The organism is Nostoc sp. DSM 114161 (genome assembly GCF_052692665.1).
Genome location: NZ_CP195141.1, coordinates 6,591,175 through 6,607,169, shown reverse-complemented (window position 1 = coordinate 6,607,169; position 15,995 = coordinate 6,591,175). Strand labels below are relative to the sequence as shown.

At 42.3% G+C, this 15,995-nt stretch carries 14 protein-coding genes; 7 read left to right on the top strand and 7 right to left on the bottom strand.

Annotated features, from left to right (window positions below):
• Positions 1 to 24 precede the first annotated feature (24 nt).
• Positions 25 to 252 (bottom strand): hypothetical protein, encoded by a 228-nt coding sequence (locus NSTC745_RS27845; RefSeq protein WP_445633872.1) that lies wholly within the window; start codon positions 250 to 252, stop codon positions 25 to 27.
• Between the two features lie 278 nt (positions 253 to 530).
• Here NSTC745_RS27845 and NSTC745_RS27840 point away from each other — a divergent pair, with 278 nt between their 5' ends.
• A complete protein-coding gene (locus NSTC745_RS27840) occupies positions 531 to 1,760 on the top strand; it encodes an acetate kinase (protein ID WP_445638707.1) in 1,230 nt (409 codons plus the stop codon).
• Positions 1,761 to 2,178: 418 nt separating this feature from the next.
• Here NSTC745_RS27840 and rppA read toward each other — a convergent pair whose 3' ends face one another.
• Positions 2,179 to 2,877 carry a two-component system response regulator RppA gene (rppA, locus tag NSTC745_RS27835; protein ID WP_096534403.1) on the bottom strand — a complete coding sequence of 233 codons (699 nt, stop codon included), beginning with the start codon at positions 2,875 to 2,877 and terminating at the stop codon, positions 2,179 to 2,181.
• Positions 2,878 to 2,952: 75 nt separating this feature from the next.
• On the opposite strand from rppA, the gene hisG reads away from it, so the two are divergent.
• A complete protein-coding gene (gene hisG / locus NSTC745_RS27830) occupies positions 2,953 to 3,597 on the top strand; it encodes an ATP phosphoribosyltransferase (RefSeq protein WP_096534402.1) in 645 nt (214 codons plus the stop codon).
• Between the two features lie 140 nt (positions 3,598 to 3,737).
• On the opposite strand, the gene NSTC745_RS27825 is transcribed toward hisG, so the two are convergent.
• Positions 3,738 to 3,908, bottom strand: a complete 171-nt coding sequence (locus tag NSTC745_RS27825; protein ID WP_445633871.1) for a hypothetical protein — start codon at positions 3,906 to 3,908, stop codon at positions 3,738 to 3,740.
• Positions 3,909 to 4,978: 1,070 nt separating this feature from the next.
• Between NSTC745_RS27825 and NSTC745_RS27820 the strand changes: the two genes are divergently transcribed.
• The 3 genes from NSTC745_RS27820 to NSTC745_RS27810 are packed head-to-tail and all read left to right on the top strand — an operon-like array spanning position 4,979 to position 10,293.
• Positions 4,979 to 7,561, top strand: a complete 2,583-nt coding sequence (locus NSTC745_RS27820) for a GAF domain-containing protein (RefSeq protein ID WP_445633870.1) — start codon at positions 4,979 to 4,981, stop codon at positions 7,559 to 7,561.
• 24 nt (positions 7,562 to 7,585) lie between these two features.
• Positions 7,586 to 8,011, top strand: coding sequence for a response regulator (locus NSTC745_RS27815; RefSeq protein WP_445633869.1), 426 nt, complete (start codon positions 7,586 to 7,588; stop codon positions 8,009 to 8,011).
• A gap of 5 nt (positions 8,012 to 8,016) precedes the next feature.
• Positions 8,017 to 10,293: a response regulator gene (locus tag NSTC745_RS27810; protein ID WP_445638706.1), complete on the top strand. Its 2,277-nt coding sequence runs from the start codon at positions 8,017 to 8,019 to the stop codon at positions 10,291 to 10,293.
• 546 nt (positions 10,294 to 10,839) lie between these two features.
• Here NSTC745_RS27810 and ychF read toward each other — a convergent pair.
• The 3 genes from ychF to yidD form a co-directional block, all read right to left on the bottom strand.
• Positions 10,840 to 11,931: a redox-regulated ATPase YchF gene (gene ychF, locus NSTC745_RS27805; RefSeq protein ID WP_445633868.1), complete on the bottom strand. Its 1,092-nt coding sequence runs from the start codon at positions 11,929 to 11,931 to the stop codon at positions 10,840 to 10,842.
• Positions 11,932 to 11,976: 45 nt separating this feature from the next.
• Complete coding sequence (locus NSTC745_RS27800) at positions 11,977 to 12,198, bottom strand: hypothetical protein (protein ID WP_096534397.1); 222 nt, start codon at positions 12,196 to 12,198, stop codon at positions 11,977 to 11,979.
• A gap of 252 nt (positions 12,199 to 12,450) precedes the next feature.
• A complete protein-coding gene (gene yidD, locus NSTC745_RS27795) occupies positions 12,451 to 12,675 on the bottom strand; it encodes a membrane protein insertion efficiency factor YidD (protein ID WP_096534396.1) in 225 nt (74 codons plus the stop codon).
• Positions 12,676 to 12,736: 61 nt separating this feature from the next.
• Between yidD and NSTC745_RS27790 the strand changes: the two genes are divergently transcribed.
• The gene (locus tag NSTC745_RS27790) at positions 12,737 to 13,459 is read left to right on the top strand and encodes a diacylglycerol/polyprenol kinase family protein (RefSeq protein WP_445633867.1); all 723 of its coding nucleotides are present in this window, start codon (positions 12,737 to 12,739) and stop codon (positions 13,457 to 13,459) included.
• 620 nt (positions 13,460 to 14,079) lie between these two features.
• Here the strand turns inward: NSTC745_RS27790 and NSTC745_RS27785 are convergent.
• Positions 14,080 to 15,189, bottom strand: coding sequence for a 1-acyl-sn-glycerol-3-phosphate acyltransferase (locus NSTC745_RS27785; protein ID WP_445633866.1), 1,110 nt, complete (start codon positions 15,187 to 15,189; stop codon positions 14,080 to 14,082).
• A 550-nt stretch (positions 15,190 to 15,739) separates the two neighbouring features.
• On the opposite strand from NSTC745_RS27785, the gene NSTC745_RS27780 reads away from it, so the two are divergent.
• Positions 15,740 to 15,994: a helix-turn-helix domain-containing protein gene (locus tag NSTC745_RS27780; RefSeq protein ID WP_445633865.1), complete on the top strand. Its 255-nt coding sequence runs from the start codon at positions 15,740 to 15,742 to the stop codon at positions 15,992 to 15,994.
• Position 15,995 lies beyond the last annotated feature (1 nt).

Here is a 15,995-nt window from a genome sequence, read left to right as displayed (position 1 = left end):
TTTTAAAAAGATGCAAATTTTTGCTTAATCTACAAGCTGCAACTCAATTGCATCGACATGCAACTCAATTGCATCGACATGCAACTCAATTGCATCGACCTGCAACTCGATTGCATCGACCTGCAACTCAATTGCATCGCCTTGCAACTCGATTGCATCGACATGCAACTCAATTGCATCGACATGCAACTCAATTGCATCGACATGCAACTCGATTGCATCGCCTTGCAACTCAATTGCATCGACATGCAATTGTCAACTGAAGCTCAAACTATTGCCTCACAATCGTTTTACCCCACCCCCTACCCCTCCCCTTGCCAAGGGGAGGGGAGGTTTTGGCTTTAGACAAAACCGGGGTGGGGTAACGCGCGATCGTAAATGAGTGAATTCAAAACTAAGTAGACAAGGATTAATAACGTCTCTACCCACTCCCCATTCCCTTTGGCAAAATATATCTAATGCCCAATAGCACGCTGTCGCGGCTAAGTGTAGCATTGTGGCATCATTACAGCAGGTCATGTTTTCCTATTATGAAGATATTGGTGCTAAACGCTGGTTCGAGCAGCCAAAAGAGTTGTCTGTATGAAATTGCAGATGAGGCTCTCCCCACCCAAGCACCCCAACCTCTTTGGGAAGGGAAAGTCAACTGGACTCAAGACCGCGGTGTGGCAGAAATTGAGGTGGGAACTGCTACAGGTGCAAAAGTGGAAAAATCAATTTCTGGTGAGTCTCCAGAAGCGCACCTCGCTTATATGCTCAACACACTTACTAATGATGCTACCAAAGTAATTAATCGGTTATCAGAAATCGATTTGGTGGGACATCGTGTAGTGCATGGCGGACAAGATTACCGCGAAAGTGTGGTAATTACTGAAGATGTCAAAAAGGCGATCGCTGACCTTTCTAACTTAGCTCCAGAACACAATCCCGCTGCTTTAGCAGGCATAAAAGCAATTGAAAATATCTTAGGAGAAGTCAAACAAGTCGCAGTATTTGATACTGCATTTCATAGTACTATCCCCGATGCCGCAGCAATTTATCCCGGCCCCTATGAATGGGTAGAACAAGGTATTCGCCGCTATGGCTTTCATGGTATTAGCCATCAATACTGTTCTGGTCGTGCTGCTCAAATTCTTGGTAAAGATTTAGCATCTTTGAGATTGATCGCCTGTCATCTCGGTAACGGTTGCTCTTTAACCGCGATTAAAAACGGTCGCAGTATTGATACCACTATGGGATTCACGCCTTTGGAAGGGTTGATGATGGGTAGCCGTTCTGGCTCAATCGATCCGGGGATTTTGATTCACCTGTTACGGTATTGTAATTACTCAGTAGAAAAATTAGATTCTGTTTTAAATAAAGCTTCAGGATTACGAGGAATTTCGGGCGTATCTAGCGATATGCGTGAGGTGACAAAAGCGATCGCCCAAGGCAACACCCGCGCTAAACTAGCGTGGGATATTTACGTGCATCGCTTATGTTCTAATATTGGTGCAATGCTCCCAAATTTGGGAGGATTAGATGCTTTGGTGTTCGCCGGGGGTGTGGGTGAAAACTCTCCAGGAATTCGTCAAGCCGCCTGTGAAGCTTTTGGATTTTTAGGACTAAAAATAGACCTGGAAAAAAATCAACAGCAGCCAGTTGATGAAGATATTGCCACACCTGACTCAGCAGTGAGAGTATTAGTAATACATACTCAAGAAGACTGGGCGATCGCTCAACAATGTTGGGAACTACAGCATAATTCAGAATTAGAATAGTCTCTTTCCATAGCTTTAAGAGGTTGTTTGAAAAGTGGTTGAGTGTGATTTTTCTTATTGCGTTTTTATATCATGTCCGCTTGATTGTTTGTTAAACCTGAAGAACCCCACCCCTTAATCCCCTCCCCGCCTGCGGGGAGGGGAGACAAAGCACAGCTTTGGCGGGGTGGGGTGCAATCAGTGTGGGAATCATAACTAATTAACCGGACATGATATTACTCCCCTTAGCAAGGAAAGGGGAGACAAAGCGTAGCGAAAGACTCTTTGGTGGGGTTCTTATTTTCGATTTATGCAAGAAACTCCACGAACACAATTCACAACGAAGGAATGAAAATATTTATTTCCTAGTCCCCAGTCCCCAGTAAAGAGTCCCTATTTTCAAGCCAGGTCTAATGCCTAACATCTAAAAATTTCTTTGCTAAACAGACTCTACGATAGAAGCGCCAAAACGATAACCTTTGCCGTAAACTGTGTGAATCAGCGTAGTTTCTTTACCTACCTCAATCTTACGCCGTAGCAAACGAATTAATGCCGCTATGACGTTGCTACTAGGTTGTTCTTCCTCTGACCACAAAGTTTGCATAATCTGGGCATGAGTCAGCAGTTGTCCGGTGTGTTCCATAAAGTATTGCAACAACTGGCTTTCTTTTTGCGAAAGTTCAATTATCCTTCCTTGGCGATAGGCTACTTGATTTTCACAATCGAGTTCTAAATCAGCTACAGTCAGTCGTCCGGTGCTAGTTTCATAAGTTTGGGAACCAGAACGACGCAACAAAGCCCTGACTCTGGCTAATAACTCTCGCAGTTCAAAAGGTTTCACCAAATAGTCATCTGCACCAGCATCTAAACCTTGAACGCGGTCATCTAAGGTATCTTTAGCTGTAAGAAATAGCACAGGAGTGGTTTTGCCTTGGCGTCGCAATTCCTGACAAATTTCTAACCCTGTTTTTCCAGGCAGCATCCAATCTAAAATTAGTAGGTCGTAATTACCTAGTCGTGCGCGATCGCTACCGCTTGTACCGTCATAAGCGGCATCTACAGCATAACCCTCACGAGTTAACAAGCGACTTAAGGGTTGAGTTAGTTCAACTTCATCATCAACTAATAAAATTCTCATGCTGCTTGTGGTAAGCATATAGAGATATTCTCAATAATTATTGAACCGCTAAAACGCAGGATACCAAGAAAAATAATGCTGACTGTTGCATTACCAAAAGGGGAACTTCTTAAACATAGCATCCGGTTGCTACAAGCTGTCGGGTTAGATTTCAGTGCTTTTTTAGATTCAGGAAATCGCCAACTTCAAATTCCTGACGCTAGTGGACAAGCAAAAGGGCTATTGGTGCGGGCACAGGATGTACCTGTTTATGTAGAATATGGTCAGGCACAACTGGGTATTGTTGGTTACGATGTGTTGCGGGAGAAACAGCCGCAAGTTGCCCACTTAGTCGATTTGCAGTTTGGATATTGTCGGATGTCGGTGGCGGTAAAAGCATCGAGTTCTTACCGATCGCCGCTACATTTACCACCACATGGTAGAGTTGCCTCAAAATATGTCAATTGCGCTCGTGAATATTTCCAAAGTCTCGATTTACCTGTAGAAATAGTTCCGCTATATGGTTCAGTAGAATTAGGGCCAATAACTGGTATGTCAGAAGCGATCGTGGATTTAGTTTCCACAGGGCGGACTTTACGCGAAAATGGTTTGATTGAAATCGCTACTCTGTATGAAAGTACGGGGCGATTAATAGCCCATCCCCTGAGTTACCGTTTGAATACTGGCAATTTGAGTGATGTGATTAGTAAGGTGCGGGAGACTGTTTTATTGGGGGTTTAATAGTCATTAGTCATTGGTCATTAGTCATTAGTCATTTGTTCTTTACTAATGACCGATGACAAAATTCAATTGTTACTAGTCGCGATTCTTCAGTAAACTTTTACTAGCGATCGCGCCACCCCAACTCAAAGATATTGCCATCAAAATTTGATAAACACAAACGCACAAGCCGAAAGAGATGAAATCAGGAAACCCCAAGCAAGTCCTGAGTAACGGCGAATAGCATTAGCTTTAAACAAAGTAATTGCCGCAGTTGCACAAGCGCCCAAAAAGCAAATTAAATAAGTTTTAGACCATACGATAACTGCCATTACCTGAATATCAGCGATTACGCTAGGAACGACAACTGCGGTAGGGCTGGGTTTATTGTTTAACAGATCCAAAAAGGTTAAAAATAGAAGGAGCGCTGGTATGAAAAGCGATCCGATAATTGCAATCTTTCGATATCCTCGTACAGTCCGACAACGAGTGAATGAGATTATAACTGAGCATAAACCTACAAAATTTACGATTGCCCAAACGCTTAAGATAATTAAAAAGATCATTCCCATAGATAATACAAGTAGATAAAGTTATACCTGTTAGTCATCAGATTTCAAGATTATTTGCCAAATATCAGTACGTCAATGCTTGTATTGTTTTTTTACTTTTATTTGTTGAGTATGATATCTTCTCGAAAAGTATTCTTTATACAGTAGATTTCAGCTTTGTGAGGAAAATGAATACCCCACCCGCGAAGACAGCGCACCCTCCCGGATGCCTTGGGCAGGGGTGCACCTCATGTACTTACAATACGCTGTAAGTAAGTGGACACAATTATTTAGAAGACGCATTTCGACTGCGCTCAATGCTCGAACGTTGAGAAAATGACGGTTGAGTTTCGACTACGCGGTAATCGAGCGTACCCCTTTGGGGAAGCAAGCTACGCGTAGCGTCTCGTAGAGAAGTCGAGATTCAACTTCCGCGAAGTCGAAACCCGGCAACCGTTAGGTTTAATTTAGTCCTTCTACTTATTTAGTCTATGCCGTGCTAAAATTAAGCATTTTTTAATTAAGTTAAAATTAATATAGTCTGCAACAAGCGAATCTTTTTATGCATATAAATGTGTATTTGTAAATAATATCAGCCCAAAATTTGTTTACACTGGGATTATGGCGATCGCGAAAGTTGGCGGCGTAAACACAATAGCTGACTGCTGGGCATGGCTTTTCTCAAATGTGAATCTAGCTTTTAAAAAAAGGCTTTATGCCTTGTTCTCAAAACTTTCCCGAATAACGAGAAGCACACAGATAGTTAACTAATGTTAAAAAGAGTTAATCTATTTATGAAGTAGTTACGCTGCTGGCTGGATATCATAATTGAGATTTCTTGATAAAACTTAATGAACATTGGAGACATGATTACAGAAAAGGCAAGGCTAGAAGCCTTGCGGCAGTATCAAATTCTTGATACAGAACCTGAAGAAGCCTACGACAATCTCGCCCAGTTAGCGGCATTTATTTGTAACACCCCCATATCTTTAGTAAATTTTATTGATGAAAACCGTCAATGGTTTAAGGCAAAAGTAGGTTTAGATGTATCAGAAATGCCCCGCAGTATTGGGTTATCTTACCTTTGCCAAGAGCAGCGTGATGTTGTTGTGGTTTCAGATACGCTAGCTGATGAAAAGTTAGCGAAGAATGCAGTAGTAATTGGCTACCCTTATGTGCGATTTTATGCAGGTGTACCTTTAATCACTCCCAAGGGGGAGATGTTGGGGACTCTGTGCGTCATTGACCAAACTCCCAAAGAATTAAGCCAAAAACAAATCCAGGCGCTTGTCGCTCTGAGTCGCCTAGTGATTGACCAATTAGAACTCAGGCGTCATGTGAGTGAGGTATCTGAAATTACCGAGAAACTAATGACGCAGGAGCAAGCAGCACGCGCACAATCAGAAGCAGCTAGAACACAAATCAGCAATCTTCTTGAAAGTATTACTGATGCCTTTTTTGCCTTAGATAAAGACTGGCGATTTACTTATGTCAATGGTCAAGCAGAACAGTTTTTAGAAAAAACTCAGAATCAGCTTTTGGGTAACAATTTCTGGGAAGCTTTTCCCAGAATTATCGGCACAAAATTTGAAGAGCAGTATCGTAAAGCAGTATTCAACCAGATAAGTGTGGAATTTGAGGAGTTTTATCCACCCCTCAACCGCTGGTTTCAAGTCCACGCTTATCCAGGAAAAGATGGCTTATCTGTTTATTTTCAAGACATTACCGAACGACGCCAAACAGCACAAGCACTTCAAGAAAGTGAAGAACGTTGGCAATTAGCATTGCAGGGTAATAATGATGGTATTTGGGACTGGAACCTCAAGACTAATGAAGCGTTCTTCTCAACTCGGTGGAAGGAAATGCTGGGGTATAAAGACCACGAAGTTTCCAATTGTTGGGATGATTGGACAAAACGAATCCATCCTGATGAGCGAGATTTGGTACTTGAGAGCTTCCAGGATCACTTTGCCAAGAAAACACCATTTTATGTTTGTGAGTATCGAGTCCAATGCCAAGACGGCAGCTATAAATGGATTCTCGATCGAGGACAGGCACTTTGGGACGCATTAGGTGATGTGGTGCGAATGGTCGGTTCTTATACTGATATCACAGATCGCAAGCGAACAGAAGAGGAATTGAAGCGGCAAAATTTGCGATCGCAATTATTTTCCGAAATTACTTTTAAAATCCGAGAATCTTTACAAATAGATGAAATTCTCCAAACCACTGTTATCGAAGTTCAAAAACTACTGCAAGCTGACCGAGTTTTAATTTTTCAACTTTGCCGTGACGGTTCGGGAATAGTAGTACAAGAAGCTGTACTACCTGGTTGGCCTGTAATTCTGGGAAAAAATATTATCGACCCCTGTTTTAAAGAAGAATACATAGAAAGATATCGCCAAGGAAGAATTAGCGCAATCGAAGACATTCAAACTGCTTATATTCAACCTTGTCATCGAGAATTTCTAGAGCAGTTTGCTGTCAAAGCTAACCTTGTAGTGCCAATTCTTGTCAGAGACGGCATTTGGGGCTTATTGCTAGCTCACCAATGTGCTGCACCTCGAAAGTGGAATAACTTTGAGACAGAGTTCTTAGAGCAACTAGCTAACCAAATTGGCATTGCTTTATCTCAGGCGCAACTACTAGAACAGCAAACCCGCCAAAGTCAAGAACTCGCTCGTTCCAATGCGGAATTAGAACAATTTGCCTACGTAGCTTCCCATGACTTGCAAGAGCCATTGCGGATGGTAACCAGTTATTTACAATTGCTGGAGCGAAGATACAAAAATCAACTCGATACTAATGCCGATGAGTTTATCAACTATGCGGTAGATGGGGCGCGTCGGATGCAGACGCTAATCAATGATTTGTTGAACTATTCCCGCGTCAGCACCCGCGGACAGCCTTTTAAACGAGTTGATTGTAGTGCTGTTTTAAAACAAGCGATCGCAAATCTCCAACTGGCGATCGCTGACAGTAAAGCAATTATCACCCATGATACTTTACCTCAAGTCATGGCTGATGTTACCCAATTGACACAAGTATTTCAAAACCTCATCGCTAACGCCGTCAAATTTTGTCAAAATCAGCAGCCACAAATTCATATTGGTGTGGGGAGGGGAGATGAGGAGATGGGGAGATGGGGAGATGGGGAGATGGGCGAAACTACTCCTACCACCCCACCACTCCCCTCTCCCAAGGAATACGTCTTCTGGGTACAGGATAATGGCATTGGTCTAGAACCCCAATATGCCGAGCGTATTTTTGTAATTTTCCAACGCTTGCACACAAGAGATAAGTATCCAGGTACTGGTATTGGTCTGGCAATTTGTAAGAAGATTATAGAACGCCACGGTGGGCGGATCTGGGTTGAGTCGAAACCGGGCCAAGGCTCGACTTTCTACTTCACAATTCCAGATAGAAGCTCTTAAGCAATCGTAAACATGCAAACCTTTATGCCTATTGAGGTTTTGTTAGTAGAGGACAATCCTGGGGATGCCCAACTTACACGCATAGCGTTGGAAGATAGCAAAATCTCGATTCACCTGAACGTCGTAGAAGATGGTGTCGAAGCAATGGCATTCTTGCGAAAACAAGAAAAATATGTCGAAGCGGCTCATCCAGATATTGTGCTGCTCGATTTGAATCTCCCTAAAAAAGATGGGCGAGAAGTATTGGCAGAAATTAAAGCAGATGAAAACCTCAAGCGAATTCCTGTAGTCGTCTTGACGACTTCTCAAGCCGAAGAAGACATCCTCAAAGCCTATAATCTGTCTGCAAACTGTTACATAACTAAGCCAGTAGACTTCGATCAATTCGTTAAAATTGTAAAATCAATCGAAAATTTTTGGTTTGCGATCGTAAAACTGCCACCGGAGTAATGGCAATGGCAGGTGAAAATATAAAAGTCTTATTAGTAGAAGACAACCCTGGTGATGTTTTTTTGTTACAGGAGTTTTTAAAGGAAGTTAACACAGTTATAGTCGAATTGATGCCAGTTGAGCGGCTTTCCAAAGCACTGAGCCACTTAGAAAACGAAATTTTTGATGTTATTTTGTTAGACCTTTCCCTACCAGATAGTCAGGGACTGGAAAGCTTTGTTACTGCTCACCAACAGGCAAAAGCGACTCCAATTATTGTGTTGACGGGTATAAACGATGAAACCCTGGCAACTAGGGCAATGCAAGAAGGAGCGCAGGATTATTTAGTCAAAGGGCAAGTAACTGGGGATTTGCTGGTGCGTTCTATGCGTTATGCAATTGAACGTCAACGAGCAGACAACGCATTGCGACAGAGCGAGGAGCGATTTCGCGTAGCGTTGAAAAACTCTCCGATTTTTGTCTACAACCAAGATAAGGAGTTACGGTACACTTGGGTTTACAATCCCTCCTATGGATTGACGGTTGAGCAAATATTGGGCAAAAAAGACGTGGATATTATCTCAGCCGAAGATGCTCAATGCCTCACCAGTATTAAACTTGGGGTACTGAACAGTGGCATAGGGGCGCGAGAAGAAGTATCAATTACAACTAAAAAAACGACTCGATATTATGATTTGACAGTTGAGCCGTTGCGGAATGAGTCCCAAGAAGTTGTCGGGGTAACTTGCGCCAGTATTGATATTACCGAACGGCAAGCCGCATTGCGCGAACACAAATTAGCCCAAGAAAAAATCAAAGAACAGGCTGCATTACTTGATGTCACAACAGATGCCATTTGCGTGCGAGATTTAAACAATCAGATTTTGTTCTGGAACAAAGGCGCAGAAACACTTTACGGTTGGCTAGCTCTAGAGGCTAGGGGAAAAAGCGTAAGTGAGCTTTTGTCTGACGAACCTTCACCGGAAATCGAAGCGGCTCTTTTAGAAGTTATTAGTAAAGGTAACTGGCAAGGCGAGTTAACTAAAATTACTAAAACTGGCAAGGAAGTCCTTGTTTCCAGTCGTTGGAGTCTGGTATGTGATGAAGAGGGAAAGCCCAAATCAATTTTGAGCGTTGACACAGATATTACTGAGAAAAAACATTTAGAAGCCCAATTGTTTCGCGCTCAACGTTTGGAAAGCATCGGCACATTAGCCAGTGGTATTGCTCACGACCTTAACAATATCCTGACGCCGATTTTGGCAGGAGCGCAACTATTACCGCTGAAATTTCCCGATGCAGATGAACGAACTCGCCATTTACTGGAGATATTGGAAATCAACGCTAAACGCGGAGCTGATTTAGTTAAACAGGTGCTCTCCTTCGCACGGGGTGTGGAGGGAAAACGCATCACTTTGCAACTCAGGCACTTAATTGTAGAACTTGCCAAGATTCTCAAAGAAACGTTTCCCAAATCTATAGAAGTTAGCGTTGACATACCGCAGGATTTGTGGATGGTTTCTGGAGATAGTACCCAACTCCATCAAGTACTGATGAACCTCTGCGTTAATGCTCGCGACGCGATGCCTAATGGCGGTAGTTTGATAATCTCTGCGGAAAACCTGTTTATTGACGAAAATTATGCGCGGATGAACCTGGAAGCCAAGGTCGGCCCTTACACGGTAATTACTGTCTCTGATAATGGAGCTGGCATTCCTGGGGAAATTTTAGAAAGAATTTTCGAGCCATTTTTTACCACAAAAGATGTCGGACAAGGCACGGGGTTGGGACTTTCCACCGTCCTGGGAATCATTAAAAGCCACGGAGGTTTTGTGAATGTCTACAGCGAACTTGGAAATGGCACCAGCTTTAAAGTTTACTTGCCAGCTGTAGAGGGAATGGAAACACTCATCGTAGAAGATTCGATCCCACAGACAGGACATGGAGAGTTGATTTTGGTTGTGGATGATGAAGTCGCCATTCAGGAGATTACTAAATCGTCATTGGAAGCCTACAACTATAAGATCTTAATTGCTGGTGATGGAATTGAGGCGATCGCACTATACGCTAAAAATATGGACAAAATTAGTGCCGTATTAATTGATATTATGCTGCCCTCCTTGGATGGTTTAACTGCCATCCGTACCTTAAAAAAAATCAACCCACAAGTCAAAATTATTGCCAGCAGCGGATTGATGTCGGATAGTAAACTCAGCGCCGTCACTGACAGTGGTGTGAACACGTTTTTATCCAAACCATATACTGTCAAAGAATTATTACTTTGTTTACAAAAGGTACTTTAGCAATGCAAAGGAAGTAAAACCGTAAAGGGCAAAATTAAAAATAAAAAATATTTTGCCTTATTACTTTTTACTATGCCTAAATTTCTCAGCTTAATCATTAATATAGTAGTTGTTGCTGCATTAGTAATACCAATTCAAATAATGTTTGCTACACATCAATTATCCGTAAGGGCACAACATTGTTCATTGGTGTCAACTTAAGCTCAAAGCTTTGTTACACAGCCGTTTACCCCACCCCTCAATCCCCTCCCCGATGCCTTGGGGAGGGGAGGTTTTGCGTCAGCAAAGCCGGGGTGGGGTAACGCGCATCTTGAGGGTAAGTGAGTAGAACTTGCTCATCACGTTTTCATCAGGGTTTCACGTTAAGTTGACACCAATGAACATTGTTGTGCCCCTACCCATCTATCGCATTCTTTTTTCAAATTGGTATAATTTCTATATGCTTTGCAATTTCAGGGGTTTGAGTCATTGAAGTATAACTAATTGAAAACTAGACCAAGACAATAAATAGCTTGCTCTAGTTTTCGATAAAAAGCCTATACTTCCTTAGACATTAAAGCGGAATAACATCACATCCCCTTCTTGCACGATATACTCTTTTCCTTCACTACGAACCAATCCTTTTTCCTTAGCAGCATTCATCGAACCTGTGGCTACCAAGTCTTTGTAAGCGACGGTTTCAGCGCGGATAAATCCCCTCTCAAAATCACTGTGGATGACACCTGCGGCTTGAGGTGCAGACATTCCTGCATGAATTGTCCAAGCGCGGGTTTCTTTGGGGCCGCAAGTGAAATATGTCCGCAAGCCTAAAAGGGTGTAGGTAGCACGAATTAATGACTTCAAACCACCTTCTTCCACACCTAAAGACGCCAGAAAATCAGCTTTATCTTCCTCTGGTAATTCCACTAATTCAGCTTCAACTTGAGCAGAAACTATGACAACTTGAGCATTTTCTGTTGCAGCAACTTGTCGCACTTTTTCCACAAAATCATTACCCGTTGCCAAGTCATCCTCAGATACATTGGCAGCGTAGATAATTGGTTTATTAGTGAGCAGTCCTAATCCTTTAATAATCTCTGCTTCTTCTTCATTCAAACTCACTTGACGCACCGATTTACCTTCATTTAAAGCCGCAGCTAATTTTTCCAAAACTGTGACTTCAAACTGAGCATCTTTGCTAGTGCGAGCTTGTTTGCGAGTGCGATCGATTCGTCGCTCAATTTGTGCTAAATCTGATAAACCCAGTTCTAAATTAATGATTTCAATATCTCGCATTGGGTCAACAGAACCAGCAACGTGGATAATATCATCATTTTCAAAACAGCGTACCACGTGGACGATCGCATCAACTTCCCGGATGTGGGACAAAAATTGATTGCCTAGTCCCTCACCTTGACTTGCACCTTTAACTAAACCGGCAATATCCACAAACTCCACACGTGCGGCGACAATTTGTACCGAACTGCCAATTTTAGCGAGAACATTTAACCGCTCATCCGGTACTGCGACAACGCCGACATTCGGTTCAATCGTGCAAAAAGGGAAATTAGCCGCTTCTGCTTTGGCATTAGCAACTACAGCATTAAATAAAGTAGATTTTCCGACGTTGGGAAGTCCGACAATTCCGGCTCTTAACATTTTGGATTTTAGATTTGGGATTTTCGATTATATTACCAAGGTAATTCAAACAGGCTCCGGTATGGTTTGGGGAATTGTTCCAGGAACTGTTTGAGGAATTGGCCCAGGCACTGTTTGAGGAATGGGAGCAGGTACTGGTTCTGGTACAGGCTCAGGTAAGGGTTGGGGGATAGGAGTAGGTACTGGTTCAGGACTTGGTAGCGGGCCTGGTTCAGGGCTGGGAATTTGTGGTTGGTCGGGTATATAAATAGCAGTAGGGTTAATCATCATCACTCTAAATTTAGATTATTCAACCCTCTCAAACTAGATGACAACTCCAGCCGTTGACATCTCCCCAAAAGACTATACCCTAAATGGGCATGGGGAAAACCCTTCGGGTAGGGAAAAGGTAAAAGGGAAAAGGGAAAAGGGACAAGAAAGAATCTTTCCTTTCCCCTTTGCCCTTTGCCCAAGGCGAAGCTTTCTCCCTTGTCTCCCCACCTCCCCATCTCCCCCACTCCCCAATCCCCAATACCCCCACTACTTCTCTTTCACCTCCGGTACTGGGTCATAACCGCCTGGATGAAAGGGATGACAGCGTAAAATCCGTAGGGCTGCCATCCAGCTACCGCGAAATATTCCAAATCGTTCAATGGCTTCAATGGCATACATCGAACAAGTTGGCTGAAAACGACAACTTGGAGGAAACAATGGCGAAATAAACATTCGGTAGCCGCGAATCAGCCAAATTAATAATAGTTTCATTACAGTTACCTAAATCTTATAAATTAGTAATAGAGGTAAAAATATTCATTGTGTAGTATCTTTGTTGATTACATTTTCTGATTTAACCTCAATTTTGATTTTATGGCTGCAAATTGCATTGCCAGACACTGCCGTAGGCATCGCTGCAATTTGGGTCTTATTGATTCTCCTCATTGCATGGGTGGTAAATCGCTTTGCTAATGGCGAAGCAGAAATCATCAGGAAAATAGTTCATATTGGCACTGGTAATGTGATTTTACTCGCTTGGTGGTTGGATATTCCGGCTAGCGTCGGGATTACGGCCTCGATTTTAGCAAGCGCAATCACTTTACTATCTTACCGATTTCCGATTCTTCCTGGCATTAATAGCGTTGGACGCCAAAGTTTCGGGACATTTTTTTACTCTCTGAGTATCGGTATTTTAATTGCTTGGTTCTGGTATTTGCAACAACCGCAGTACGCAGTATTAGGCATTTTAGTTATGACTTGGGGAGATGGATTAGCAGCTTTAATTGGGAAGCGTTTTGGCAAACACAAGTACAAAGTCTCTGGAGCAGAAAAAAGTTGGGAAGGCTCCTTGACTATGATGCTTGTGAGCTATTTCGTCAGCTGTTGGATTTTAGTTGGAACTCAAGGAAACAGTTGGCAAAATTGGGCAATATCATTGTTAGTGGCCTTGATTGCTACTGCTTTAGAAGCTTTTTCTGTTTTAGGCATTGACAATTTAACAGTTCCTTTGGGAAGTGCTGCTGTGGCGTTCTTTTTAAGTCAATTAGTTTTTTAATTACAGCCAAAAACAATGCAACAAATACACCAATTGTAGAGACGCGATGAATCGCGTCTTTATCTCCACCCAAGGATGTGTTGCAAAGATTGTTGGAATTGGTAACAGTATTAAATCCCCTATTTTTCACAAAGTCGGGGATTTGGGTTACAAATTGTGCCCTGAAAATTTATTCCACTTACGTGAAAATAGCTACAACACAAGTCTGTTTCTGATAATGTGAAGGCGGAAGCTCTTGCAGGCTGCGCGTAATACGGAAACGTCAAGGCGGAAAGGCTTGCAGGGAAGGCGGAAAGGCTTGCAAGGAAGGCGGAAAGGCTTGCAAGGAAGACGGAAAGGCTTGCAAGGAAGACGGAAGCTCTTGCAGGGAAGGCGGAAGTTCTTACAGGGAAGACAAAACAGAAAAAAAGGAACAGGTTTTTTCTCATACCAATTCCAACAATAGACCTCTTGCAAAAGTAACTTTTGCAAGAGGCGGGAAAAGGGGAAAGGTTTTTTTATTCCTTTTCCCTTTCCCCCTTACCCTTTTCCCTACTTCTGCAAGAAGTCTAATTTTTGCAGCAGATCCTTGGACGAAGCTGAAGACGCGATTCATCGCGTCTCTACAATTGGTGTATTTGCTAATCGATCCCTTCTGCCCGGTCAGTGAGCTTGCCTGTCCTGAGCTTTGTCGAAGGGTCGAACTGCTGCCCTCTGCCTTCTGCCTTCTGAACCAACAACTTATTAATTTGAATTTGCAGTTTTTCTCGTAATTTTTGCGCTTGTTGGTAAGCTGCTGTACGTCCTTTGTTTGAGTCGCTAGCTAGTTCTGCTGATTCCAAGGGCTGAATAAAATAACGCAGACGAGTTTTCATTGCCCAAACTCCCATTGAGGGAAACAGAAATAAGGCAAACATCAAAGGCGAGACAGGCAAGAATGGTAATTTGATTAGCTGTTGTAATTTAGTGATATTAAAAGCCCAAGGATGGAGAAATTCGCTACCCATGCAAACCACTGGGAGAATGGGAATATGATAGCGATCGCTCAGTTGCATAAAGCTGACATCAAACTTTTGTAGTTGATGGCGTTTTCTCCAACCTTTCCCAGGCCCCCTTATCCCTTCGGGTGCGTATAAGAGAATTTTACCTTGGGCGATCGCAGCCTCAAAATCATTTAATTCTGCTCGTACACCACCCAATACTTGCGACCATTTGGGTGGTAACCACCAAATCACCCAAGGATGGTCAAATAATGCTGGACTTGCTAGGGGTTGTACTTTCCATCCTCTAGTTTCACCTAATAAATAAGCTAAAGTCAAAAAGTCCCAAGGAAAACACATTCCTGCGTGGTTCATCGCCACAATTAACGGCCCCTTTGGCGGCAAGTTTTCGATTTGCTGTAATTCTCCTCGAAAATAATATTTGACGATGGGGTCGATAACTTCTTGGCGAAAAGCTTGTTGATAATTCGGATCGAATTCACCAACTTCTTTACGCGGCGAACGACAACCCAAACGCAACCAACGGCTCAGCATTGCTAAATAAAATCCGCCAGGAATTAAAAATAATCCATATTCTAGCCAATTCCAACCATCTGGATCTGCATGGTAGTGTTGCCAGTGGCGGTTAAATAAAATCAGCCAGCCTGGAGGATACCAAAGACAAAACCGATCGAACCAGCTAAATTTATAGTTTTGGGCTGGTGCTTGCTGTTTAGTGTCGAAAAGATTTTCTGAGCGTTGATTAATCAAAATAGCAATATAAATATAAATTAGGCAACAATTGACTTAACGCTATATTCTAGCTTTACATATTCGCCATTGACATCTTACTCAAGAAGTAAAACTAGCTACACTTTTTAAGTTGGAAATATCCCCGACTTCTTTAATAAGTCGGATATCTGAAGCCTGATGATTTGATTTCTAAATAAAATCCGAAGTTCGAGAATTTCAAATATTATGCGCTGATTCTCAGCATTGTATAGTACATGATAAATATTTAACAATCGATTATATTACTATTTGTTCTGACGTAACAGAGCAAATTTTATTTTTATTTTATAAATTACCTTTGTACTTCTTTCGTCTCCATAAGTTTTCATTCACGTAAATTATAGCAATCATAAGGAGCAGACTATTGATGTAGCAATACCTTCTATACACAGCAGCAAACACTAATAAGCGGGATTTGGGTTTTACCAAAAGATGCAATTTATCTGTGGGTAGATAATATCTCATGATGATTAAATTTCTTCCTCAAGTCGGAGACAAATGACGCAACACTTGTCTTATTCTGCTGACTATGGAACTAGAAAAGTCTTTAAAAATTGCAGATTTAATCCGCGAACTTCGACAGCAACTCGATCTGTCTCAGAAAAGGTTTGCAGCCAATTTAGGAGTTTCCCTGCGAACAGTCAATCGCTGGGAAAACGGATCTGCTGTGCCTTCACAGATGGCATTAAAACTGATTGAAGAAATGCTAGAAAAGATGGGCGAACCGAAGAAAAGACAACTAAGCGAGTATCTCTCTAAAGCAAGGCAAAGGGAGGACTCCTGAG

Bases quoted from the DNA above. Each gene is read 5' to 3' on its own strand.
- NSTC745_RS27840 (WP_445638707.1), top strand. From the start codon at position 531: ATGAAGATATTGGTGCTAAACGCTGGTTCGAGCAGCCAAAAGAGTTGT.
- rppA (WP_096534403.1), bottom strand. From the start codon at position 2,877: ATGAGAATTTTATTAGTTGATGATGAAGTTGAACTAACTCAACCCTTA.
- hisG (WP_096534402.1), top strand. From the start codon at position 2,953: ATGCTGACTGTTGCATTACCAAAAGGGGAACTTCTTAAACATAGCATC.
- NSTC745_RS27825 (WP_445633871.1), bottom strand. From the start codon at position 3,908: ATGGCAGTTATCGTATGGTCTAAAACTTATTTAATTTGCTTTTTGGGC.
- NSTC745_RS27820 (WP_445633870.1), top strand. From the start codon at position 4,979: ATGAACATTGGAGACATGATTACAGAAAAGGCAAGGCTAGAAGCCTTG.
- NSTC745_RS27815 (WP_445633869.1), top strand. From the start codon at position 7,586: ATGCCTATTGAGGTTTTGTTAGTAGAGGACAATCCTGGGGATGCCCAA.
- NSTC745_RS27810 (WP_445638706.1), top strand. From the start codon at position 8,017: ATGGCAGGTGAAAATATAAAAGTCTTATTAGTAGAAGACAACCCTGGT.
- ychF (WP_445633868.1), bottom strand. From the start codon at position 11,931: ATGTTAAGAGCCGGAATTGTCGGACTTCCCAACGTCGGAAAATCTACT.
- NSTC745_RS27800 (WP_096534397.1), bottom strand. From the start codon at position 12,198: ATGATTAACCCTACTGCTATTTATATACCCGACCAACCACAAATTCCC.
- yidD (WP_096534396.1), bottom strand. From the start codon at position 12,675: ATGAAACTATTATTAATTTGGCTGATTCGCGGCTACCGAATGTTTATT.
- NSTC745_RS27780 (WP_445633865.1), top strand. From the start codon at position 15,740: ATGGAACTAGAAAAGTCTTTAAAAATTGCAGATTTAATCCGCGAACTT.